Here is a 24,606-nt window from a genome sequence, read left to right as displayed (position 1 = left end):
CGGAACGGGAATTGTAATGAAAACGCGGATGGGAGTGCTTGTCGCTGTTTCCATGGCCGGCATCTTGCTGGCGGCGGGCGGCTGCAAGATCAAGAAAAATGAGCCCTCCACCAAGAAGGCTGGGGATGGCGTCGAGATCTTTTTCGACAATGGCGGCTTCAATGCAGATGAATTCATCGCCAAGGCCTGGTCTGAAAAGATCGAACCCTATTTCCGCGACAATGCGCATGACTTCGCGCAAGTCCGGGCGGCGATCGCGACGGACGCGCAAGCCGCCGGCAAGAAATACGGCCACAGCGAAAACCCGGTGCAAACGCCGTGGAGTTTCCCGGTCCGCCTTCAGGGCACGGTCATTGACGCCAACACCACGTCTCGCGCGGCATTCATCGCGGTCGATACCGATGGCGACGGCAAGGCCGATGCAAAGGTGCAGCTCGGTCCGGTCATCAAGGGGACAAGCCTGCGCGACGTGCTGCCTTTCATTCCGTTCAGCGCCTTCAAAAACCAGATCGAATACGCCAATGTCGGCCGGGCGCTGAACAAATATGTCTATGAGGCAACCCTCTCGAAGTTCCCGCGCGACAATCTCGTCGGCAAGCAGATTTCAGCGGCGGGCGCATTCACCCTGCCCGCGCCGGGACAGGAAATCACCATCACCCCGGCGGAGATCACGCTTGCCGGAGGCGCGCAATGATTGAGGTCGCGCATGAGACGGTGCTGAGTGTCCGCAAGGTGACCAAGGTCTATCCCGGTACGATCGCGCTCAAATCCGTAGATTTCGATGTGCGCAAGGGCGCCGTCAATGTGCTCGTCGGCGAAAACGGAGCGGGGAAATCGACGCTGATGAAAATCATCGCCGGCGTCGAGCAACCCAGCGAAGGCGAGATCCTCCTCGACGGCAAGCCGATCCGGCTGGCCGGCACGCAGGATGCGATCGGCCATGGCATCGGCATCGTCTTCCAGGAACTGAATCTCTTTCCCAATATGACGGTGGCGGAAAATATCTTCATCACCCGCGAGCGCTGCCGGCTTGGCTTCGACATCGACGCGGCGGCGATGCGCGAGGAAACGCGCAAGCTGATGCAGAGGCTCGAGCACGACATCCCGCCCGACGCCCTCGTCGCCGATTTGCGCATCGGGCAGCAGCAGATTGTCGAGATCGCCAAGACCCTTTCGCAGGACGCGCGCATCCTGATCATGGACGAACCAACTTCCGCACTGAGCGCAACCGAGGTGGAAATCCTGTTCCGCGTCATCAAGGAGCTTAAAGCGCAGGGCGTTGCCATTGTCTACATCTCGCACCGGCTGGAGGAACTGGTGCGGATCGGCGATTACATCACCGTGCTTCGCGACGGCAGCATCACCGGTTCGCGGTCGATGCAGGATGTCGATGTTCCATGGATCGTCAGGAGCATGATCGGCGCGGCGTCGAAGGACTATGCCAAGGCGGACGACCATGTGTTCGGCGACGAGATTTTCCGCGCCGAGGATATCACGCTTGCCCGCCAGGGCGGCGGCTATATGGTCGATCATGTTTCGCTGGCGCTCAAGGCGGGCGAGATCGTCGGCATCTACGGTTTAATGGGCGCCGGGCGCACCGAACTCTTCGACTGCATCATGGGCCGCCATCCCAATGCGGGCGGCAGGATATCCATCGCAGGCAAGGAACTGGCAAAAGCCGATGTGGCGACACGGATCGCCGGCGGCCTCGCGCTCATTCCCGAGGACCGCAAGGCCGAAGGTCTCGTGCAGATCATGTCGATCAGCGACAACATGACTCTGGCGAGCCTGTGGAATTATGTGCGCGGCTTCCATATCGACCGCAACAAGGAACGCTCAGCGGTGCAGCGCTTCGTCAGCGATCTGGCGATCAAGATCTCCAGCCCGGATCACGAGGTCGCGTCGCTTTCGGGCGGAAACCAGCAAAAGGTGGTAATCGGCAAGGCGCTGATGACCGGACCCAAGGTCCTTCTCATGGACGAACCCAGCCGCGGCATCGATGTGGGCGCCAAGGCGGAGGTCTTCCGCACCATGCGCAAGCTCGCCGCAGACGGGCTGGGTATCCTGTTCGTCACCTCCGATCTCGAAGAGGTGATGGCGCTGTCGGACCGCATCATCGTCATGTCCAGCGGCCGGATCACCGGCGAATTCGACCGCGCGCACGCCACCGAAGAAGCCATCGTCGCCGCTTCCAGCATCGGCCATGATTTTACAACCCATAAAATGGAGCTTGCCCAATGAGCGCCACGCTAGCGAGACCGGCCAGCGCCTATAATTCCTCGTCGATGCTGATGATGCTCCTGCATCTGCGCACCTTCATCGCGCTCATCGCCGTCATCATCTTCTTTTCCTTCGCCGCGCCCAATTTCCTCAGCACCGCCAATATGATGATCATGTCCAAGCATGTGGCGCTGAATGCTTTCCTGGCCATCGGCATGACCTTCGTGATCATCACCGGCGGGATCGATCTCTCGGTGGGCTCCATCGTCGGGCTTACCGGCATGGTCGCGGGGGGGCTGATCCTCAACGGCCTCGACCTTGGCATCGGCTATACCGTTTATTTCAACGTCATCGAGATCGTTGCGATCACGCTTTTGCTCGGCATCGCCATAGGCGCCGTCAACGGACTTCTCATCACCCGGCTCAACGTCGCGCCCTTCATCGCGACACTCGGAATCCTTTATGTCGCCCGCGGGCTGGCGCTGCTCTCGTCCGACGGGCGCACATTTCCCAATCTGGTGGGCAATGCCGAACTGGGCACGACCGGATTTCCGATCCTGGGTGCCGGCACGTTTCTTGGGTTTCCGATCTCGATCTGGCTCCTGCTCGTGGTGGGCCTCGGCGCGGCCTATCTCGCGGCGCGCACGCCGCTCGGCCGCCAAATCTATGCCGTGGGCGGTAATGAGCGGGCGGCGGCGCTCTCGGGCGTCCGCGTCAACAGGGTCAAGATGTTCGTCTATATGTTTTCCGGCTTTTGCGCGGCAATCGTCGGATTGATCATTTCCTCCGAACTGGTCGCAGCCCATCCGGCGACCGGCGAGACATTCGAACTCAACGCCATCGCTGCCGCAGTGCTTGGCGGCACATCCATGTCCGGCGGGCGCGGCAAGATCGGCGGGACGATCGTCGGCGCCTTCGTCATCGGCATCCTGTCCGACGGTCTCGTCATGATGGGCGTCAGTTCCTTCTGGCAGATCGTCATCAAGGGCCTTGTCATCATCGCCGCCGTCGTGGTCGATCAGTTCCAGCGCCGCATGCAGCAGCGCATTGCCCTGCAGAGCCAGGCGGCAATGGGAGGATGATCATGCCGGACAAAAAACTGAAAGGCGGACTGATCGGTTGCGGCTTCTTCGCCCACAATCACCTCCATGCATGGGCTGAGATCGAAGGCGCCGAAATCGCCGCCTTGTGCGACCGTGACGAAAAGCGGCTTGAAGAAGCCAGCCAAAAATTCGGCATCGCCAATCTCTATACTGATGCAGCGGAGATGCTCGCAAGCGAGGCGCTGGATTTCGTCGATATCGCCACGACCGTCGCCACGCATCGTCCGCTTGTCGAACTAGCGGCAAAGAAGGGTGTGGCCGTCATCTGCCAGAAGCCTTTCGCACAAACGCTTGAGGATGCGCAGGCCATGGTCAACGCCTGCAAGGCTGCCGGTGTGCCGCTCATGGTGCACGAGAATTTCCGCTGGCAATCACCGATAAGGGCGGTGCGCGCGGTGCTTGATGCCGGTAAGCTGGGAGAGGTCTTCTGGGGCCGGGTCTCGTTTCGCTCCGCCTATGATGTGTTTTCCGGCCAGCCCTATCTGGCCACTGAAGAGCGCTTCATCATCCAGGATCTCGGCATCCATATCCTCGACATCGCCCGCTTTCTGTTCGGTGATGTCACGCATATCAGCGCCGCCACCCGCAGGGTCAACACGAACATTCGCGGCGAGGACGTCGCCACCATCCTGCTGGCGCACGAAAACGGCGCGACCAGCATCTGCGACTGCAGCTATGCGACGCATCTGCCCGAGGAGCTTTTTCCGCAAACGCTTGTCGAGATCGACGGTAGCAGGGGAACGCTGCGTCTTGGCGCAAACTATCAGATGATCGTTCATGCCGATGGCCATACGCAAACGTTCGATGTGTCGCCCAAACTCCACGACTGGGCGAACCGGCCCTGGCACAATATCCAGGAAAGCGTGTTCAACATCGAGCGGCACTGGACCGCTTGCCTCAAGGGAGGTCAACAGCCGGAAACCTCCGGCGCGGACAATCTGAAAACCATGGCGCTGGTCTTCGCGGCTTATGAATCCGCGGCCGCCAATCTGGAAGCCATCGACGTGAGGCTGATGGCATGATGTCCGTCCGCCCGAGTGAAGCAATTGCACTCTACGGCACGGAAGAACCGCCGCAGTCATTCCGAACGCTTCGCGCAGGCGGCTTGTCCGCAGAACTGGTCGATGGGAATCTCCGTTATGTCAGGTTTCGCGGCCACGAGGTTCTGCGCGCCATATCCTATGTGGTGCGTGACGAGAACTGGGGCACCTATGCCCCTAATATAAGCAGCCTCACCATCGATGAGGAGCCGGACCGCTTCACAGTGCGCTACCGCGCCGATTGCGTCGCTCTCACATATGAGGCCTTCATCGCGGGACATGCGGATGGACAGCTCGTCTTCGAAGCCATCGCAACGCCCGCCAAGGATTTCACCACCAACCGCTGCGGCTTTTGTGTTCTGCATCCCATCATCAGTGTCGCCGGTCAGCCGGTGACGGTGGAGCATAATGACGGGTCGTCGCAGGAAACCGTCTTTCCCGATCTGATCGACCCATGGCAGCCCTTTAGGGATATTCGCGCTCTGACGCACCGGGTCGCGCAAGGAATCACCGCCAGTTGCGGCTTTGCCGGCGACACCTTCGAGATGGAGGATCAGCGCAACTGGTCCGACGCCTCCTACAAGACCTATGTTCGACCGCTGGCCCTGCCTTGGCCCTATGTGATGCCGGCGGGCCAGCCAAACCGCCAGGCTGTCAATTTGCGGATTACGGCGCACGAGAATGCAAAAGCCGCTCCCTCGCGCGATGGTCCTGTGAGGATCGAAACCGGCGAGGCTGCACCCGCACGAAAGCATCCCGAAATCGGTTTGCTGATTGATCCTTCCGAGCTTGCCGCAGCGAATGACAGAATTGATGTGCTGCGAGGTCTCGCCCCGCAATTCCTGCTCCTGCATTTCGATCCGGCCACAGGACACGGAGCAAGCGAATTAGCCGCCTTCGCTCGTTTGCAGCGGGACAGCCTGCTTCCGGTCACGCTGGAATATGTGGTTGCCTGTAAGGGCGATCTGGCGAAGGAATTCTCTGGGCTTGCCGAGATGGTGCACGATGCGGGCCTCAATCTCACAGCGCTCGCCGTCTGCCCCGCCGTCGACCGCCAATCGACGCCGCCGGGAAGCCAATGGCCGCCCTGCCCGCCTCTCGCCGATATCTACAAGGCGGCGCGCCTGATATTTCCGGATGTGCCCCTCGGCGGCGGCATGTTCAGCTATTTCACCGAGCTTAACCGCAAGCGTCCGCCGGTGGATCTGCTCGATTTCGTCACCCACGGCACCAACGCAATCGTCCATGCCGCCGGCGATACCAGCGTCATGGAAACGCTGGAGGCGCTGCCGGATATCTTCCGCTCGGCCCGCGCCATCATCGGTCCTGACAAGCCCCATCGCCTCGGCCTGTGCTCCATTGCAATGCGGCAGAACCCCTATGGCGCCCATACGATGGAAAACCCGCTCGACCGGCGCATTGCCATGGCGCGAACCGACCCGCGCCAGTGGGGGCTTTTTGCCGCCGCGTGGACGCTTGGGTTTGCCGCACGCGTCGCCGATCACGACATAGCGTCTGTCGTTCCCGCGGCACTGACCGGCCCGCTCGGTATTCTCGGCGGCAACCGATCCGGAATACTACCGATCCATGCGGTGATCCGGGAGCTTTGCCGATTGTCCGGCAAGACCGCACCCGAATGTCGTTCGTCGGATGCGGCGCGCGTGCTCGCGCTTGCAGCCAATGAAAGCGACCGCGGCCAAACACTGCTTATGGCCAATATCACCCCTGTGGCTCAGGAGGTGGAAATCAGCAATGATCAGGGCTCGAAGCCGGTCTCCATATCGGTGCTCAACGCAGAAAATTTTGGCGCCACGTTTGATGATGCTGAACAAGATTGCGGGACAAATCGTCTGCCGCTGCCACCCTATGCTGTGGCGCGTATCAGGTTTTGAAAACACAGGACAGGGCTATAAGCCATGCCAGCCAGTGTTTATATGATCTGATGATTCATATGGATTGATTCCCAACGGGTTCTCTTGTCGAGGAGGCCGTCGACCCAATGACACAGCACGATGAACGCATAGTCCGGCGAAAGCTCTCCGACGAAGTCTTCGATCGCCTGCGCGATCTGATCGCCGGCGGCGAACTTGGGCCGGGCGATCTCATGCCGTCGGAACGCGATCTCATGGAGCGTTTCGGCGTCGGCAGGCCAGCCATCCGAGAGGCTATGCAGGCGCTGCACAATATGGGGCTGATCGTGGTATCCCATGGCGAGCGGGCCAGGGTCGGCGAACTCACCGCCCGCACCATGTTCAAGCAGATCGACGTGGTGGCGAGAATGCTGATCTCGACCACACCGGAAACGCTCGACCATCTCAAAGAGACACGGCGTTTCTACGAGCGCGGCCTGGTTCGTCTGGCCGCAGAGCGCGCTGGTGACGCGGATATCGGGGAACTGGAGGAAATCCTGGCGCGCCAGGAAAGCCATTTCGGCGATCAGCATTTGTTCATCGCCGATGACATCGCCTTTCATCGCAGGATAGCGGCCATATCAGGCAATCCAATGCTGGAAGCCTTGAGCGAATCCATGCTCCACTGGCTCTTCGAATACCATACAGAGATGCTGATCTGGACGGGCAAGGAAAAGATAACGCTGCACGAGCATACAGCCATCCTCGACTGCATCCGGCAAAGGGACGCCGATGCCGCTGAAAAAGCCATGATCGTCCATATTGATCGCTCCGGAGAGCTTTACGCCTATCCTCCACAGGGTAAGAGATAAGGACCTGAGGCTTCATCTACCTGTTACATCAGACTTCTACAGTTTGAAAACGCTCTAAACTGGGAGCATTTTTGATGTTGAGGATAGCCAAATGAACGAACACCTTTCACAGCAAGCCCTGTTCAGGACAAGCCAGCTGGAAGAAGCCGACAGCGCGCCGCGCAATCCGACCGACAACCCGACCATGGGAGAGATCATAGCCAAGCGGTTTTCGCGGCGCGGCTTTCTCCAGGGTTCGCTTGCGGTTTCCGCTATCGCGGCGACGGTCAGCCCGCTGGCGCTCCTGGCTGCGGGCGACGCCAAGGCCGAGGGTAACGGCTCCGCCTTCTCCTTCAAGGAGGTCGAAGCCGGCGTTGATGCCAAGCATCACGTCGCGGACGGCTATGACGCCGATATTCTCCTCCGCTGGGGCGATCCGCTTTTCGCGGATGCGCCGCAATTCGATCCGGCCAAGCAGACGGCCGAGGCGCAAGCCCGCCAGTTCGGCTACAACAATGATTATGTCGGCTACATCCCTCTCGACGGCTCCCCCACCCATGGCCTTCTCGTCGTCAACCATGAATATACCAACCCGCATCTGATGTTCCCGGGCATTGTCACCGTCGCCGATGGCAAGATCGTGCAGAAGCCGCTCACCAAAGAGCAGGTCGACATCGAGATGGCCGCCCATGGCGGCACGATCGTCGAAATCGAGAAGGTCGACGGCAAATGGCGGCCGGTGCTGGGCAGCAAGTACAATCGCCGCATCACCGTCAACACGGAAATGCAGATCTCCGGTCCCGCTGCCGGTAGCGACCGCCTCAAGACCAGTGCGGACGCGACCGGCACGAAGGTCTTCGGCACCGTCAACAATTGCGCCGGCGGCGTAACGCCCTGGAATACCTACATCATGGCCGAGGAAAACATCCACGGCTATTTCAGCGGCAAACTGCCGGAAGGTCATCGCGAAGCCGCCAATTATGAGCGTCTTGGCATTCCCGAAGGTGCTTATGAGTGGGCCAATTTTTATGACCGCTTCGACCTTTCCAAGGACCCTAACGAGGCCAATCGCTTCGGCTGGGTCGTTGAAGTGGATGCGCTTGATCCCAATGCCGTGCCGAAGAAGCGCACCGCGCTTGGCCGCGTCAAGCACGAAGGCGCGGAATCCATTGTCAGCAAGGACGGCCGTGTCGTGTTCTATCTCGGCGATGACGAACGCTTCGATTATGTCTACAAGTTCGTGACGTCAGGAAAGTTCAATCCTGACGACCGCGCAGCCAACATGAACCTGCTCGATGAAGGCACGCTCTATGTTGCCAAATTCTCCGACGACGGCACGGTCGAATGGATGCCGCTGGTCTTCGGTCAGGGCCCGTTGACGGCTGCAAACGGCTTCGAAAATCAGGCGGACGTGCTGATCGAAACCCGCCGCTCCGCCGATCTTCTCGGCGCCACCAAGATGGACCGTCCCGAGGACATCCAGCCCAACGGCGTGACCGGCACCGTCTATGTCATGCTGACCAACAACACCAAGCGCACCGCCGAACAGGTCGATGCCGCCAATCCGCGTGCCAAGAACGCCTTCGGTCACATCATCGAGATCATGGAAGCCGATGGCGACTTCGCGGCGACCAAAGGCAAATGGGAAGTGCTGCTGAAATGCGGCGATCCCTCGATTGCCGATGTCGGCGCGACCTTCTCGACCGAGACGACGAAGAACGGCTGGTTCGGCATGCCGGACAATTGCGCGGTGGATGCGGCTGGCCGTCTGTGGGTTTCCACCGACGGCAACAGCAACAAGGCAACCGGACGTACGGATGGCCTGTGGGCCGTCGATACGCAGGGCGAGGCCCGCGCCACGTCGAAGCTGTTCTTCCGCGTGCCTGTCGGCGCCGAGATGTGTGGCCCGCTCTTCACGCCGGATGACGAAACCGCGTTCGTTGCGGTTCAGCATCCCGCGGATGGCGGCGAGGATTGGGATGGCCACGGCCGCCCATCCTATTATGAAGACCTCTCCACGCGCTGGCCGGATTTCCGCGACGACATGCCTGTGCGCCCGTCGGTTGTGGCCATCACCAGGCAGGGCGGCGGCAAAATCGCCGTTTAAGGCTGCTTCACGTTTTATGCGCTCCCGCCCTGCGGGGGCGCACTCCCGGCTTGGGGTCAGAAGCGGGAGTTTGCGACGATTCGCCGGTTCTCCTCGGGATCCGGCGCAATGCCGGGAATAATGTCCACCGCGACGCTGGTTCTTCGTAACCAGGCGGCAATCTCATGTCCCGGCCGGAAGGCATCGGATTTGAGCCACACGATCCGCCGGCCAACCTCGTGGTTGCCCGTCATCGGATGCTGTGGCCAACCATTGCCTTCCTTGGGCGCAGTGACGGCCACCCGTTTTGCCTCACGGCGGGCAAGTTGCAGCATATCCGTCGAAATGTTGTCGTCGAACAGGATGATTTCGGCTGCCTGCAGCGCCCTTACCGCTTTCAGCGGCAAAAGCTCCGCGTCATGCGACCTCACTTCGACGATCGTCATATGTGCCGCCTCCGGGCGGCTGCCCCCGGATGACAGCTCTTCGAGAAAAAGCCGCTCGTCGCTGCGGGAAGGCCCTTGTTCCGCGGCAAAGGCACGATCGACGAAACGTTCCCAGAATCGCCGCCTGCCCTCGCCCGGCGCGAGCCGCTCGACCACCGCCCTGCGCAATCGTTGCGCCAAGTCGGCCCAGGCAGAAAGGGATTGCGGCAGCATGGCTTCGATCCTGCGGCGGATCGCCTGTGCCAGAATTGGGGCCGCGCCATCGGTCGAGATGCTGACCACCGCCGGCGACCGGCTGACGATCGAGCCGAACTGGAACTGGCAATAGGCTGGCTTGTCGATGACGTTGAAGGGAACGCCCGCCGCCCTCGCAGCGCTGGCGAAGGTGGCAGCCTCATCATCATTCGCCGCATCCGCGATCGCAAAGGCGAACGCTGGCCAGTCAGCCTGCAGCCAAGGAGAGTTACGATGCACAATCTTGCCGGAACCCTGCACGGCCAGAAGCCCGGTCATCTCTTCACTCAAATCATCTGTCGCATGAACCACCACCCTTGCGCCGCTCATCACCAGCAGCTCCGCCTTCCAGGCAGCCGCCGCTGACCCGCCGGCAATCAGCGCTCGTTTTCCCTTCAGCGATATGAACAGCGGGAGGACGGAAAGCGGGGCGATCCTGGCCCCATCGTTGGCCGTTCTATTCTGCAGCCTGAATCCGATGTTTTCGATGACGCGCATCCAGTATCTCCCTGATTTCGGAGCGGCATGACCCGCAATTGGTTCCGGCCCTGAGCGTCGCGCCGACCTCCTCGACCGAGCCGCACCCGCCATCGATGGCCGCCGTGATCTGGTTGACGCCGATGGAAAAGCACGAGCAGACGATAGCGCCGGGATTCGGCTGATCCATGCCGGGCCGCCCGGCCATCACCGCGATGCGGCGGCGGGCTTCACTATGCGTGAGCCCAAGCTGTGTCACGGCCCAGCTGCGCGAAACGGCCACAGGCCCCCGCGCGGCATAAAAGGCAAGCACAAGCCTGACGCCTTCGAAAAAGGCGACGCGCCTGTCCCCTGTCTCCCGGTCGAAATAGGCGAGCGCGCAAAGCGCATCCGGCAGCTGCCAGGTCTTGCGGCACCAGGCTTCCCAGCTTTCCGGCGCTTCGGCAAAAGCGCATTCCATGCGGAAACCATGCTCGACCTTGGCAAAGGCGAAGTAGTCCGCGCAACCCGGTGCCGGACGGGCCGCCGACACCGCGAAGCCATAGAACTGCGCCCTGTAGGGTTCGACCGATACCGCCACATGCTTCAGCGCCGGCTGGCCCGACGTCGAATCGGTCACGGACGGCACCAGCGCATCGACGCGCCCTCTGGAGGCGAATTGATCCGTCCAGTGCATCGGCACGAACACCGCGCTCCGCGATTGCCGGCCGGTGATCAGCGCACGGACGTGCACTTCGCCATAAGGGCTGGCGATACGCACCAGCGCGGCGTCGGCAATGCCAAGCGCCTTGGCATCCGCCGGATTGATCTCGGCGAAGGGTTCGGCAAAATGGGCGGACAATCGGGCGCTTTTGCCCGTTCGGGTCATCGTGTGCCACTGGTCGCGGATACGGCCGGTGTTGAGGACGAGCGGAAAATCCGGATTGGTGCGTTCCGTTGCGGCGGATTGAACTGCGATGAAGCGCGCTTTGCGATCCGACGTATAGAAACCGCCATTGCCGAAGAAGCGGAAAGTGCCCCCAGGGCAAAGGGGGGTGTTCTGGGCTGGAACTGGCCATTGAAACGGCTTCAACCCATTATAGTCGGCGCCCGAGATTCCTGTATATCCTCCGATATCGAAATCCCGCTCCCCCTCATTTTCAAAACCCGACAGCGCGGCGTGTTCAGCAAAAATCTCCGCCGGGTTCTCGTAGGCAAAGGCTTTCCCGAACCCCATCCGCGTCGCAACACCACCGATAATGCGCCAGTCGGCCCGCGCCTCGCCGGGCGAATCCAGGAACGGCCGCTGGCGGGAAATCCGCCGTTCCGAATTGGTGACCGTGCCGTCCTTTTCGCCCCAGCCCGCAGCCGGCAGCAGCACATGCGCATAACGGGTCGTGTCGGTGTCGCGCATAATGTCGGAAACGACGACGAAGGGACAATTGCGGATCGCATCGGCTACGCCATCTGCATCAGGCATGGAGACCACGGGATTGGTACCCATGATCCAGAGCGCCTTGATCCGCCCATCAGCCACCGCCCTGAACATGTCGACCGCCTTGAGGCCGGGTTTTTCAGCGATGACGGGCGCATTCCAGAAACGTCGTACCCGCTCACGATGGGTTGGATTTTCGATTTCCATATGGGCGGCAAGCATGTTGGCGAGCCCTCCCACTTCTCGCCCGCCCATGGCGTTCGGCTGGCCAGTGAGCGAAAACGGCCCCGTGCCGGGCCGTCCGATGCGCCCGGTCGCCAGGTGGCAGTTGATGATGGCATTTACCTTGTTCGTCCCTGACGAGGACTGGTTGACGCCTTGACTGTAGCAGGTGACAACCTTCTCCGTGGTCTCGAATAGCCGGTAGAAAGCTTCGATTTCCTCAGACGAAAGCCCGGTGAGCGAAGGGATATCAGCCTCGCCCATCTGCGCGGCCGCGAGCGCCTCGGCAAATCCGTTGGCATGATCGCGGATGAAATCGTCATCCAGCGCCGAGGTGCGGGCGAGATACGCCAGCAGGCCATTGAACAAGGCCACATCGCCATCCGGGCGAACGCCCAAATGCATGTCGGCGATATCGCAGGTCATGGTGCGCCTGGGATCGATGAGCACCACCTTCATCTCAGGCCGCTTCTCCCTGGCGGCGGCAATCCGCTGATAGAGAACCGGATGGCACCAGGCTAGATTGGAGCCGGTCAGGATAACAAGATCGGCCTGCTCCAGATCCTCATAGACGCCCGGCACCGTATCCGCGCCGAAAGCCCGCCGGTGCCCGGCCACCGACGAGGCCATGCACAGCCGCGAATTGGTATCGATATTGGCCGAGCCGATGAAGCCTTTCATCAGCTTGTTTGCCACATAATAATCCTCGGTTAGCAATTGACCCGAGACATAGAAGGCGATGGAATCCGGCCCATGCTCCGCGATCGCTGCGGAGAATTTGCGAGCCACGAGGTCGAGTGCTTCGTCCCACCCGACACGTTTGCCGAAAACCTCGGGATAAAGCAGCCGCCCTTCGAGATCGAGCGTTTCGGCAAGCGCCGAGCCCTTCGAACAGAGCCGCCCGAAATTGGCCGGATGCTCAGGGTCGCCGCGTACGCTCACAGCGCCATCTCCGGCAACACTTGCTATGACGCCGCAGCCAACGCCGCAATAGGGGCAGGTCGTCTTGGTTTCCACCATTATTCCGCCGCCGTCAGCATCAGGCTTTCCAGCGCGATGGAGAGCTTGCCCCCCTCGTTCCTCACCGGAATCGTCCGTACCTTCCCCTCATCCGCGCCTTGCGCCTTGCCGGTCTCCAGCGAAATCACCCAATTGTGCAGCGGACAGGTGACGGCGCGGCCATGGACGATGCCCTGACTCAGCGGCCCGCCCTTGTGCGGGCAATGATCCTCGATGGCGAAAACATCATTCTCCGCCGTGCGGAACACCGCGATCTTGCCCTGCGGCGTCTTCACGCAGCGCGCGCCGCGCACCGGGATGTCCGAGAGTTCGCCGATCTCAATCCAGTTCATATCCATCTTCCTCATTCCGCAGCCTGGCTGTATTCCACCGTCGCCATCGGCTTGAATTCGTGTTTGTCCTTGCCCGAGACACGCTCGGACCAGGGATCGACCTGGGCGAATTTCTGGGAGAAGACGAAACGCTCGTAGTAAGCCTTGCGTTTTTCATGATCCTGCACGATCTGGCGGCGGATCTCGTCCAGGCCGACGCGCTTGGCCCATTTGTAGATGCGCTCGAGATAGCGGCCCTGCTCGCGATACATCTGCGTCAGCGCAACAATATGCTCCAGCGCCTCGTCCTCGGTCTTCACCAGGCCGAGCACCTCGGTGCCCTTGATGTCGAGGCCCGCCGCGCCTGCGAAATGGATTTCGAAGCCCGAATCCACGCAGATCACGCCGATGTCCTTGCAGGTCGCTTCGGCGCAATTGCGCGGGCAACCCGAAACCGCCAGCTTCAGCTTGGCGGGCGTCCACGAACCCCACATGAACTTCTCGATGCGAATGCCGAGGCCGGTGGAATCCTGCGTGCCGAAGCGGCACCAGTCGGAGCCGACACAGGTCTTCACTGTTCGCAGGCCCTTGGCATAAGCCTGCCCGGAGACGAAGCCGGCCTGGCCGAGATCCGCCCAGACCGCCGGCAGATCCTCCTTTTCGATACCAAGCAGGTCGATGCGCTGGCCGCCCGTCACCTTGACCATCGGCACGTTGAACTTGTCGACCACATCGGCGATGGCGCGCAATTCCTTCGCGTTTGTCACACCGCCCCACATGCGCGGCACGACGGAATAGGTGCCGTCCTTCTGGATGTTGGCATGAACGCGCTCATTGATGAAGCGCGACTGGTAATCGTCGGCATATTCATCCGGCCAGTCGCAGACGAGATAATAGTTCAATGCGGGGCGGCACTTGGCGCAACCGCAGGAGGTCTTCCATTCAAGTTCCTGCATGACGGCTGGAATAGTCTTGAGCCCCTTGGCCTTGATCAGCCGGCGCACATCGTCATGGCCGAGATCCGTACAGGTGCACATCGGCGTGACGGCGGCGGGGTTGTAGCTGTCGCCAAGCGTCAGTTTCATGAGCTGTTCGACCAGCCCCGTGCACGATCCGCATGAGGCGGACGCCTTGGTATGTGCGCGGACATCGTCGAGCGAGGTCAGGCCCTTTTCATTGATCGTGCCGACGATCTTGCTCTTGCATACGCCGTTACAGCCACAGATTTCCGCATCATCCGGCAAGGCTGCAACGGCCGCCATAGGGTCCAGGGGGGATCCACCCTGATAGGCCTGGCCGAAGATAAGTGTGTCGCGCATTTCGGAAACGTCGGTTCCCTTGCGCAACATGTCGAAAAACCACGCGCCATCACCGGTTTCGCCATAGAGCACGGCGCCGAGGATACGGTTTTCCTTCAGCACCAGCCGCTTGTAGATGCCGGCGCTCGCATCGCGCAGCACAATTTCCTGCCGATCCTCGGCATCGGCGAAATCGCCGGCGGAATAAAGGCTGACGCCGGTGACCTTGAGCTGCGTCGCCGTTTCCACAGGACGGAAGGCTGCGTCCTGCTTGAGCAGCGTCTTCGCAGCCACCTTGGCCATGTCGTAAAGCGGCGCCACGAGACCGTAGCAGATGCGCTCATGCTCGACACACTCGCCGATGGCGAGAATGTCGGGATCGGAGGATACCATCTGGTCGTTGACGACGATGCCGCGCTCGACATAAAGGCTTGCATCATTGGCGATGCGCACCTCGGGACGGATGCCGACCGCCATCACCACGAGGTCCGCCGGGTAAACGGTGCCGTCATCCAGCAGGACGCCTTCGACATGGCTCTGCCCCAGAATGGCCTGGGTCTGCGCCTTGCAATGGACCTTGATGCCGCGCCCCTCCAGATCCTTTTGCAGGAGGTAGCCCGCCGCCGGATCGAGCTGGCGCTCCATCAAATGTCCCATGAGGTGAAGCACGACCACCTCCATGCCGTGAAGCCGCAGCGCCGCCGCCGCCTCCAGGCCCAGAAGCCCGCCGCCGATAACCACCGCTTTGGCGTTGGGCTTGCCCGCCGCCTCCACCATGGCGTTGACGTCGTCGAGGTCGCGGAAGGCGCGCACGCCGGGGAGATCCTTACCCACGATGGGGATGATGAAGGGAGCGGAGCCGGTGGCCACCACGAGCTTGTCATAGGGCGTGTCGCCTTTCGCGGTGACGATGATCTTGGCCTTGCGGTCGATCTTCGTCACCGTCTCGCCGAAGCGGCAGTTCACATTGTGCGATGCATACCAATCGGCATCATGCGTGACGATCTGCTCATAAGTCTTTTCACCCGCCAGCACCGGCGACAGCATGATGCGGTTGTAATTGCCGCGCGGCTCGGCTCCGAAGAGTGTTATGTCGAAGCTGCCGGGCGCGGCCTCGAAAAGACATTCGAGCATACGCCCGGACGCCATGCCGGCACCGATAATGACGAGTTTTTCTGCCATATTTCCAAGTCCTTTGATATTAAGCCGCCACCGGGGAGCCGGGGTGCTGTTGGCGCTGCATTTGCTTGACCGACACATGCATCCAGACGAGAGACGCCGCGACGATTGCGAACAGCAGCATGAAGCAGCTGGACCAAAGGCCGGTCATGTCCTTGAGGAGGCCGAAGACGATCGGAAGGATGAAGCCGCCCAGGCCGCCCATCATGCCGACGATGCCGCCGACCGCGCCGATGCTTTCGGGATAGTAGGCGGGAATGTGCTTGTAGACCGCTGCCTTGCCCAGGCTCATGACGAAGCCGAGAACGAAGATGACGATGATGAAAACGACCGGCGAAATGCTGGCGGCCGGAAGCGACAGGATGAGCGTTGCCACCGCCGACACCGCGAACATGGCGTACATCACACCGCGCGCGCCCTTCTTGTCCGAAAGCATGCCGCCATAGGCGCGGAAGATGCTGCCGGGAATGGAGTAAGCGGCGGCGATCATGCCGGCGACTTCCAGATGGAATCCGTAGACGCCGACCAGATAACGGGGCAGCCACAGCGACAGGGCCACGAAGCCGCCGAAAGCAAAGAAATAATAAAGCGAGAAGCGCCAGACCTGAACGTTCCTGAGCGGCGCGAATTCCTGGGCAAGGGTCTTGGGCGCGACGCGGCCTGAGCGACGGTCGCGAAATGCCGGGTCATCGGTGGTCGTAAACCAGAAGATGATGGCCATGACCACGAGCGCGGCCGCCCATATTTCCGCCACTGCCTGCCATCCCCATGCGATCAGCACGAAGGGCGCGACGAATTTGGTGACGGCTGCGCCGACATTGCCCGCGCCGAAAATACCGAGCGCGGTGCCCTGCTTCCGCGGCGGAAAGAATGGCGCGACATAGGCGACGCCGACCGCGAAGGACCCGCCCGCCAGGCCGACGCCAAGTCCGGCAAGCAGCATCTGGGGATAGGTCGTGGCATAGGAGAGCAGAAAGGTCGCCACCGCCGCCGCCAGCATGGTGAGTGTATAGACCAGACGGCCGCCATAGCGGCTCGTCCATATGCCGAGCACGATGCGTATGACGGAGCCGGTCAATATGGGCGTGCCGACCAGCAATCCGAATTGCGCTTCGGTAAGTCCAAGATCCTGTTTGATGCGAACGCCGATAATCGCGAAGATCGTCCAGACCGCGAAGCAGACCGTGAAAGCGAGCGTCGAGATCCACAAGGCCTTGGCCGCCTCGTCAGCCGGTATCGACTCTAAGTCCTGAGAATTGGTCATGCGCAGGTTTCCCTTTAAGCGTGGAATTCGGGCATAAAAAAACGTCGCGGAGGAATTCGCGTCCGGGCTTGGGAGTCCCCGGGGAGCAAAAACCTTGCGACGTCATTGTCCTTGGCGACCGCCTGTAGGGCGTTCGGCCTCGCCCCCATCGCCGTTGATCGGGGCATTTTTAGAAGAAGCAAGTCACGTGCCAGTTTTCCATAGAGGCTTTAAGTGCTTGAATATTCTGGAAACTTCTAGGAAAATCGAGGTTGCATTAAAAATAAGCAGTATTGTTTTAGCTTATTTTATAGGCCGTTGACTGCGGGGCAACTGGACGCTGCCGATTCATTGAGCAGGTGCAGCATCGGAGATTTGGTGTTCATTCCAGGCTTGCCGACGTCCATCGCCGCCGCCCCGCTGGACGGCTCGTCTTTTGGCGGAATCCCAGGGCGCCCCCTGCGCCCTGCAGCATTCCATCAAAAAAATACTCTAAACCTCCTGCGGCGCGGTAACCCGCCGCCCCTTGACGGGGAAGCTCGCGACATAGTCCTCGATCTTCGCGGGATCGAAGGCGTGGCCGTCGATGAAGCCCGCCTCGACTGTCAATCCGATTTCATCGCCTCCCAAGGCCCGGCGGTAAAGATCGGGCCGGCAGGCGGATGCCGCCGCCTCGGCGCCTTTGCTGGAAAAGGCGCTCTGTCCCCAGCGGATCATCTGGCTGTAGATCCAGAGCGCATGGCTTGGGCGCGGGCAGTTGGCGTGACCGGCGTGGAAGACGAAATAATCCTTGATGACGCGCTGCCTGCCCTGCGGGTCGATGGTGAATTGACCGGCAAGCACGCGTCGCAGAATATCGACCGGTGCCGCCACATAGCGCGGATCGGCGAGCGCTTCCGCGAGCGCGGGATGGTTTTCCGGCTGATCGCACCAGCGCGCGGCGGCATCGAGCGCCACGATCAGCCGCGACACCGTTTCGGGGTTGGTTTCGGCCCATTGCGGACGCATGCCCAACACTTTTTCCGGGGCCGACGGCCATATGTCCCGCTTGGTAGCCACGATGCAGCCGACGCCGCGCTCCGTGGCGACCATGTTCCACGGCGCGCCGACGCAGAAACCGTCGATTGCCCCCGCTGCAAGCGCATCGGAGGTAAGCGGCGGCGGCACCACAACCAGCCGCACATCGCTGTCTGGATCGATGCCGCCCGCGGCAAGCCAGTAGCGGAATTCGTAATTATGCGAGGAGAACGGGTAAGTGACGGCGAGGGTGGGCAGCGGTTCGCCCCTCTCCTTCATGCGGCGGATAACCCGTTCCAGGGCCCGTGCGCATTCAAGGGCATTCTCGGGCTCGGCGAGGCCGCCTTCCGCCTGCATGCGGGCATTAAGCCGCGTCGAAAGCGTGATGGCATTGCCGCCGCGTCCGAGTGAATACGGCGCAATGGTCGCAGAGGGGTTCGACCCGAGCCCCAGCATGGATGCGACCGGCATCGGTGACAACATATGGGCGACATCGAATTGGCGAAATGCAAGCCGGTCGCGGACATTCGCCCAGGACACGTCCTTGACCAGATCGAGCGTTATGCCTTCCCGGTGGGCAAAACCGAATTCAGTAGCCGCGACCAGGACCGCGCTATCCACCAGTGGAATGAAGCCGGCGCGCACGGTGCGCGCTCCCTCGCTTGCGATCTTGCCCGGCAGCGGCATCCCCTGCCCCGCCGCATCGAATATCATGTTCATTTCGGCCTTCCCATCATCGCATGAGCAATCCGGCTGCGGTCACGACGCTTTGGGCAATTTCCGCCAGCTTCTTCTTCTCGTTCATAGCGGTCTGGCGCAAAAGCGCGAACGCCTCTTCTTCCGAAAGGCCGCGCATCCGCATCAAGATGCCCTTGGCGCGCTCGACGATCTTTCGCTCCTCCAATGCCGATTTCGCGTCCGCCAATTCGCGCCGAAGCCGGCTGAACGCATTGAAGCGGCTGACCGCGACATCGAGAATCGGCTTGACGCGCTCCTTCTTGAGCCCATCGACGATATAGGCGGAAACCCCCGCCTCCATGGCGGCCTCGATCGCCGCTGAATCCGCCCGGTCCACGAACATGGCAATCGGCCGGCTCAACGTGCGCGTCAGCTGGAAGAGGTGCTCCATCATATCGCGGTTGGGATTTTCGATATCGATGACGATGACATCGGGCTGCAGCGTCTCAATGATGCGCGCGACGCCATGCACCTCATGGATCACGGTCACTTTCGAATGGCCGGCCTCGCGCAATCCCTCCTCGATAATCGAGGACCGGATGACGTTCTCGTCGATCACCAGGATGGTCAGGTCGCGATGCATCATGGCGCATTCTTGCCGTAGCGCGCCCGATTTCGCAATGCAATAATGCTAATATATTTTGCAAATTATGATTTGCCTATAATATAGGCAGTATTCTTTCGAATCGCCCAAATCATGACCCCACACATGATCAGGCCGCAGGGCGCGCGGTCCCGCCGTCGATCCGGTCGCCTTTCTCATCGAAAAGATGCAGGCGCTCCGGATTGAACCGAACATGCACGTGCTCGCCGCTTGCCGGCATTTTTCGCTCGAGCGAAAATGCCTTGATCTGCGTGCCCTCGAGCCGCAGATGCAGGATAGTCCCGAAGCCGGTCGGCTCCACAAGCTCGACCGTCGCAGGGATGCCGCCGCCATCGCTCTGGTCCAGGAGGATATGCTCGGGGCGCACGCCGACGGTTATGGGAGCGCCCTCGGCGACGCGACAGGCTTGGGAAAGCGGAATGGCGGTGCCGTCGGCGAGCACGGCCTCGACCGCCCCGCCGGACTGCCGATAGTGAGCCTCGAAAACATTCATCGCCGGCGATCCTATGAAGCCCGCGACGAACAGATTGGCCGGTCGGTCGTAAAGATCGAGCGGGCTTCCCACCTGCTGGACGATGCCGCCATTCATGGCCACGATGCGGTCGGCCAGCGTCATCGCCTCGATCTGGTCATGGGTGAGCGTCGATTTTCCACAGCCGGAGGGGCCAACGAGAACGACGAACTCGCCATCGCTATGTCGAGATCGACGCCGTGGAGGACGTTGAAATCGCCGTAGGCCTTGCGGATATCTTCAATATGGATGGATGCCATGGGATAACTCCGTCAGCCGACCCCCCGCCCCCCGAGTTGGGTAGTTGGGCGAGACCGCTGCAATAGTGGAGCGCCACGCGATCAATCAAGCAAATAACATTATAAACAAGTTTGCTTATTTAAGTCCTGCTTAACTTGTCCGGAAATTCTCTGCTAGAATAAATCCTTCATATGCTTATGGTAACCGCATCGTACAGAAACTTTACTTATGGCAGAACGCGATGAAATGGACTTCACCTATAGCAATTCAGGCCCATGATGTTTATCACAGCATCTCCGGCACTAAAGATGCAGAAATTTTCATTCTTGGAAACTGGTGTCTTTTCAAGCATGAAAACCTCAACACTACGATCATGGCGTGCCTTCTAAGCTATGACGGCAATGTTGATCTGGCAGAACGCGCACGGCTTCATTTTATTGAAGCCGTGCGTTCTGCCGGAATTCTGGTATGCGACGGAGAACAGCCGCAGACAGATGCCATGCGAAGGGCAGCGTGAGCCCGGCCGGTTTAGCGGCCGTCGTCATGGGGTGATCTGATCGACCTTGGTGGACGCCGCGTTCCCTTATTGCGCCAGCCAGGTCGAGATGATCGGCACGTAGGTGACGAGCATAAGGAAAGCGAACAAGGCCAGATACATGCTGACCGCTTGCCTGGTGAAATCGCCTACCTGCACCTTGGCGATATTGCAGACCATCAGCATGACCGTTCCGACCGGTGGCGTCAGCGTGCCGATGGAAAGATTGACGATGGTGATGATGCCGAAATGCACCGGATCGATCCCCAGCGCCTTGACGGTCGGAAGAAGCAGCGGCACCAGCACGATCATCAGCGCGGTTCCCTCGATCAGCATACCTAGGAATAGAAACACCACATTGACCGCCAGCAGGAAAATATAAGGATTTTCCGTCAGCGGCGAGATGAACTGCACCAGCGCCTGCCCGGCCTGTTCGAGCGAAAAGACCCAGGCGAGCGCCGATGAAGCCATGATGACCAGCATCACCGATGCGGTGGATTTGGCGGTTTCGACGACTGAATCCACGACATGCGAAATCCGCATTTCGCGATAGACGAAGAAGCCGATGATCAGCACCAGCGTCACCCCCACCGCTCCGGCTTCCGTCGGCGTGAAGATGTTCAGGCGAATACCGCCCAGAATGGCGAGAACCAGCACGACGGCCGGCCATGCGGAGGCCAGCGTGGCGCCGATTTCCTTGCCCGAAAGCTTGTGCTCGCGGCTTGGCTTGTATCCGCGCCGAACCGAGGTGGCGTAGGCGGCGAACATGAGAAGCACTGCGCCGACAATACCGGGCAGGATGCCGGCCATGAACATCTTGCCGATCGAAACATCGGCGATGAGGCCATAGATGATAAGAGCAATGCCCGGCGGAATGATCGGTGTGATCAACGAGCCGGCCGCCGTGACCGCACAGGCAAATGCGCGATTGTAGCCGCGCTTTTCCATCTCCGGCACCATCATGCGGGTCAACATCGCGCTATCGGCAAGATTGGAAGCGCTGATGCCGCCCATCAGCGTTGAAACCATAATATTGGTCAGCGCCATGCCGCCGCGCATGCGCCCGACAAGGAGATCGGCGACCCTGATCATGCGCTCGGCAATGCCGGTGTGCGACATCACGGTTCCCAGCATGATGAAGAACGGAATAGCCAGCAGCGATACGTTCTGCGCCGGGCTGATGAAGCGCTGGACGGCAATCGCGATAGGCATCGGGTTGAAGAAGGTGAAATAAGCGAAGACTGCGACGAGAATGCCGACATAAAGCCGCATGTTCAAAGCGAACAAAGCCAGCATCACCAGCACGATTATGGTCAGGTTCATTTCGCCTCCCCGGAGAAGGCGGCGCGAACATCCTTATAAGCGCTCACACCCATATAAAGAGCGATCGCCACGAAACCGACAGGCACGGCAATGTCGATCCAGTAATAGGAAATACGCAAAATGCTTGTGACCTTGAATTTGGCCGCAACGGCAAGCTTGTAGCCCGCATAGGCGACGTAAAGCAGGAAAATGCTGGTCAGGATGGAAATGGCCCCGTTGAAAACGGCACGGGCCTTTTTGGGCAACAAATCCACCAGCAAGGGAATCGTCAGATGCTGGTTGCCGCGTTCAGCGGAAATGGCGCCGAGCATGACGATCCAGATCATCAAAAGACCGGCGATTTCCTCGGTCCATTGCAAGGGCTGGTTGACCCAGTAGCGCATGACGACGGCGACATTGAACATTGCCAGGAGCCCGAAAAGCGGCACGGCGGCCAGCCAATCGACAAGTTTTCCAATGAATTTCATGAGATTCCCTCAAGCTTGGCAGCTTGCAGTCGCCATGCCGCGGGATTTCCCGCGGCATGGCGACATGTCCGGTGTGATTACTTCAGCTCAGCCTGGATTTTCTCATAAAGGCCCGGCGACCATTCCGGGAACTGGGTGTAGACCTTGTCGGCAAGCGCCTTGAAGGCGGCGCGATCGACATCGATGACCTCGACGCCAGCCGACTTCATCTTCTCGATCATCTCATTGTCTTTTTCGGTCGTCAGCTTCTGGCTGTAGAGCCCTGCGTCATAGGCCGTCTCATGGATGAGCTTTAGCTGATCTTCCGGAAGCTGGGAGAAGAATGCTTCGCCGCCGACAATCAGCGCGACATTTGTCAGATAACCGATCTTGCTGAGAAACTTGGCCTCTTCCTGGAATTTCTGGCCGTACAGAACCGAAATCGGGTTTTCGACGCCGTCGATAACGCCCTGCGCCAGCGCCGGAAATGTTTCGCCGAGCGGCATTGGCGTCGGCGTCGCGCCCATGGCCTCGAACGACTTGATCTGCATGACATTGTTCGGCACGCGGATCTTCATTCCCTTGAGGTCATCAGGTGTGCGAACCGGTTTTTTGGTTATGAGCTGGCGTACGCCGTAGAGATAGTTGGGCATCACAATATGGATACCCTTTGCCTTCAGCTCTTCCGTCTTCTGCTTGAACCAGGGACCGTCATAAACTTTGAAAAGCTTTGCCGGATCGTCGGTCAGGAACGGACCGTAGAGGACACTCAGATCAGGATCATATTCGGCAAGAAAGCCGACATCGGAAATGGTCACCACATTGAGGCCCATCATGGCCTGCTCGGTGACGTCCTTCTTCGAGCCGAGTTGCGAGCTGGGATAAAGCTCCAGCGTGATTTCGCCATTGCTACGCTTGGCGAGATTGTCCTTCCAGTAATGCATGACCTCGTCGAAGGGTTCGCCGGGATTGTTTTCATAGGCGACCTTGATGGTCACATTGGCGGCAAGCGCCGCCATGCTGGCTGCCAGCACCATGCCTGCGGCGATCATGCCTGTGATGAGTCTCTTCATAGTTACCTCCCTTAAAGACAGATGTTGGCCTTGCGGCCGATTTCCTTCGCCAACATTCCGGATATCCAACCCGAAGCGGCAGCGTTGATTTTCAGACCCTCTCGATGACGATCTTCAGGACGTCATTGCGATTGGCATCCCAATAGGGCAGCGCTTCTTCCGCCTCCGTGAACGGGAATATTTTCGAGATCAGGCTGTCGGCCTCGGGCCCGAGTTTTTCCAGATGGCTGATAACCGCTTCGAAATCGGCAAGCGTCGCATTGCGCGAGCCCATGATGTCGAGCTCCTTCAGATTGAAGAACTGCGTCTGATAGGTCACCGGCGCCTTGGAATAGCCGACATAGACGACGCGTCCGGCAAAACAGGCGAGATCGACGGCTTGCGTGAACGTAATTGGCAGACCGACCGCCTCCAAGGCGATATCCACCCCATCGCCGGCGGTGAGTTCCGTCACCGTCTCCACAACATGGTCGCCGCTTGTCAGCACATGCGCCGCCCCGAGCCGCAGGGCGAGTTCGCGTTTCTCCGCGCTTGGATCGATGGCGATCACCTTTGCGCCGCGCGCAACGGCGCCGATCAGCACGCCCATGCCGATCATGCCGCACCCGAGCACCGCGACCGTATCACCTGATCCGACACGGCCGCGCGCAACCGCATGAAAGCCGACCGACAGCGGCTCGACCAGCGCCAGATGGCGCGGTTCAAGCGTGTCGTTGAGGATCAGCTTTTCGGCGGGCAGCACGATCTCATCGGCCAGCCCACCATTTTGCTGCACGCCAAGCGTCTTGTTATAACGGCATGCATTGAGCCGCCCCTTCCGGCAGGCCGTGCATTCACCGCAATTGGTGTAGGGCAGAACGATGACGCGGCGTCCAGCCGCATATCGGGTGGCATCGACCCCCGCGCCGGTCTCCATGATCTCGCCGCCGATCTCATGTCCGGGAATGCGCGGCAGCTGCACCAGCGGATTGAGCCCCTTGAACGTATTCAGATCGCTGCCGCACAATCCGACATGGCGCACCCGCACCCGGACGTGATCCGGCAGCAGGGGCACCTCGTCGATTTCAGCGAAGCGCGTTACATTCTCGCTCTCGATACGCAGAGCCTTGATCATCAAAATATTCC

Annotated in this window: 19 protein-coding genes and 1 pseudogene; 8 read left to right on the top strand and 12 right to left on the bottom strand. The window is 60.3% G+C overall.

Annotation, left to right across the window (positions count from 1 at the left end; translation table 11 throughout):
* The first annotated feature begins 16 nt into the window (after positions 1-16).
* The 7 genes from DUT91_RS16000 (at position 17) to DUT91_RS15970 (ending at position 9,171) form a co-directional block, all read left to right on the top strand.
* Complete coding sequence (locus tag DUT91_RS16000; RefSeq protein WP_114441518.1) at positions 17-694, top strand: DUF2291 family protein; 678 nt, start codon at positions 17-19, stop codon at positions 692-694.
* Positions 691-2,241, top strand: a complete 1,551-nt coding sequence (locus DUT91_RS15995) for a sugar ABC transporter ATP-binding protein (protein WP_114441517.1) — start codon at positions 691-693, stop codon at positions 2,239-2,241. The genes DUT91_RS16000 and DUT91_RS15995 overlap by 4 nt, the downstream gene beginning before the upstream one ends.
* Positions 2,238-3,302 (top strand): ABC transporter permease, encoded by a 1,065-nt coding sequence (locus tag DUT91_RS15990; RefSeq protein WP_114441516.1) that lies wholly within the window; start codon positions 2,238-2,240, stop codon positions 3,300-3,302. Before DUT91_RS15995 ends, DUT91_RS15990 begins: the two co-directional genes overlap by 4 nt.
* Before the next feature lie 2 nt (positions 3,303-3,304).
* On the top strand, positions 3,305-4,345 hold the full coding sequence (locus DUT91_RS15985; protein ID WP_425373807.1) for a Gfo/Idh/MocA family protein: 1,041 nt from the start codon (positions 3,305-3,307) through the stop codon (positions 4,343-4,345).
* The gene (apnL, locus tag DUT91_RS15980) at positions 4,342-6,255 is read left to right on the top strand and encodes a D-apionate lactonase (RefSeq protein ID WP_200834983.1); all 1,914 of its coding nucleotides are present in this window, start codon (positions 4,342-4,344) and stop codon (positions 6,253-6,255) included. The genes DUT91_RS15985 and apnL overlap by 4 nt, the downstream gene beginning before the upstream one ends.
* Before the next feature lie 107 nt (positions 6,256-6,362).
* A complete protein-coding gene (locus tag DUT91_RS15975) occupies positions 6,363-7,085 on the top strand; it encodes a transcriptional regulator NanR (protein ID WP_114441514.1) in 723 nt (240 codons plus the stop codon).
* A 91-nt stretch (positions 7,086-7,176) separates the two neighbouring features.
* A complete protein-coding gene (locus DUT91_RS15970; RefSeq protein ID WP_114441513.1) occupies positions 7,177-9,171 on the top strand; it encodes a PhoX family protein in 1,995 nt (664 codons plus the stop codon).
* Positions 9,172-9,227: 56 nt separating this feature from the next.
* Here DUT91_RS15970 and DUT91_RS15965 read toward each other — a convergent pair whose 3' ends face one another.
* The 8 genes and pseudogenes from DUT91_RS15965 to DUT91_RS15930 all read right to left on the bottom strand — a co-directional run bounded on the left by DUT91_RS15965 (position 9,228) and on the right by DUT91_RS15930 (position 20,124).
* Complete coding sequence (locus tag DUT91_RS15965; RefSeq protein ID WP_160113662.1) at positions 9,228-10,328, bottom strand: NAD(P)-dependent oxidoreductase; 1,101 nt, start codon at positions 10,326-10,328, stop codon at positions 9,228-9,230.
* A complete protein-coding gene (locus tag DUT91_RS15960; protein WP_114441511.1) occupies positions 10,288-12,966 on the bottom strand; it encodes a nitrate reductase in 2,679 nt (892 codons plus the stop codon). Before DUT91_RS15960 ends, DUT91_RS15965 begins: the two co-directional genes overlap by 41 nt.
* Entirely contained in the window at positions 12,963-13,301 is a 339-nt protein-coding gene (nirD, locus tag DUT91_RS15955; protein ID WP_114441623.1) for a nitrite reductase small subunit NirD, read from the bottom strand. The genes DUT91_RS15960 and nirD overlap by 4 nt, the downstream gene beginning before the upstream one ends.
* Before the next feature lie 5 nt (positions 13,302-13,306).
* Positions 13,307-15,754, bottom strand: coding sequence for a nitrite reductase large subunit NirB (gene nirB / locus DUT91_RS15950; RefSeq protein ID WP_114441510.1), 2,448 nt, complete (start codon positions 15,752-15,754; stop codon positions 13,307-13,309).
* 19 nt (positions 15,755-15,773) lie between these two features.
* The gene (locus DUT91_RS15945; RefSeq protein WP_114441509.1) at positions 15,774-17,015 is read right to left on the bottom strand and encodes an MFS transporter; all 1,242 of its coding nucleotides are present in this window, start codon (positions 17,013-17,015) and stop codon (positions 15,774-15,776) included.
* 471 nt (positions 17,016-17,486) lie between these two features.
* Positions 17,487-18,731, bottom strand: a complete 1,245-nt coding sequence (locus DUT91_RS15940; protein ID WP_114441508.1) for a CmpA/NrtA family ABC transporter substrate-binding protein — start codon at positions 18,729-18,731, stop codon at positions 17,487-17,489.
* 13 nt (positions 18,732-18,744) lie between these two features.
* On the bottom strand, positions 18,745-19,335 hold the full coding sequence (locus DUT91_RS15935; protein ID WP_114441507.1) for an ANTAR domain-containing response regulator: 591 nt from the start codon (positions 19,333-19,335) through the stop codon (positions 18,745-18,747).
* Positions 19,336-19,462: 127 nt separating this feature from the next.
* Positions 19,463-20,124 (bottom strand): annotated as a pseudogene (locus DUT91_RS15930) (ABC transporter ATP-binding protein).
* Positions 20,125-20,345: 221 nt separating this feature from the next.
* Between DUT91_RS15930 and DUT91_RS15925 the strand changes: the two are divergent.
* Entirely contained in the window at positions 20,346-20,621 is a 276-nt protein-coding gene (locus tag DUT91_RS15925; RefSeq protein WP_114441506.1) for a DUF982 domain-containing protein, read from the top strand.
* A 66-nt stretch (positions 20,622-20,687) separates the two neighbouring features.
* Here the strand turns inward: DUT91_RS15925 and DUT91_RS15920 are convergent, their stop codons facing one another.
* From DUT91_RS15920 to DUT91_RS15905, 4 genes are all read right to left on the bottom strand, one after another.
* Positions 20,688-21,962 (bottom strand): TRAP transporter large permease, encoded by a 1,275-nt coding sequence (locus DUT91_RS15920; protein WP_114441505.1) that lies wholly within the window; start codon positions 21,960-21,962, stop codon positions 20,688-20,690.
* Positions 21,959-22,429, bottom strand: a complete 471-nt coding sequence (locus DUT91_RS15915) for a TRAP transporter small permease (protein ID WP_114441504.1) — start codon at positions 22,427-22,429, stop codon at positions 21,959-21,961. The genes DUT91_RS15920 and DUT91_RS15915 overlap by 4 nt, the downstream gene beginning before the upstream one ends.
* 77 nt (positions 22,430-22,506) lie before the next feature.
* Complete coding sequence (locus DUT91_RS15910; protein WP_114441503.1) at positions 22,507-23,481, bottom strand: C4-dicarboxylate TRAP transporter substrate-binding protein; 975 nt, start codon at positions 23,479-23,481, stop codon at positions 22,507-22,509.
* A gap of 91 nt (positions 23,482-23,572) precedes the next feature.
* Positions 23,573-24,595: a zinc-binding alcohol dehydrogenase family protein gene (locus tag DUT91_RS15905; RefSeq protein ID WP_114441502.1), complete on the bottom strand. Its 1,023-nt coding sequence runs from the start codon at positions 24,593-24,595 to the stop codon at positions 23,573-23,575.
* Positions 24,596-24,606: the final 11 nt, after the last annotated feature.

The sequence above is a fragment of the Paramesorhizobium salinisoli genome (assembly GCF_003335045.1).
GTDB classification, from domain to species: Bacteria; Pseudomonadota; Alphaproteobacteria; order Rhizobiales; family Rhizobiaceae; genus Paramesorhizobium; species Paramesorhizobium salinisoli.
Note: the sequence above shows the minus strand (reverse complement) of the source record. Positions and strands in the feature narration are given on the sequence as shown.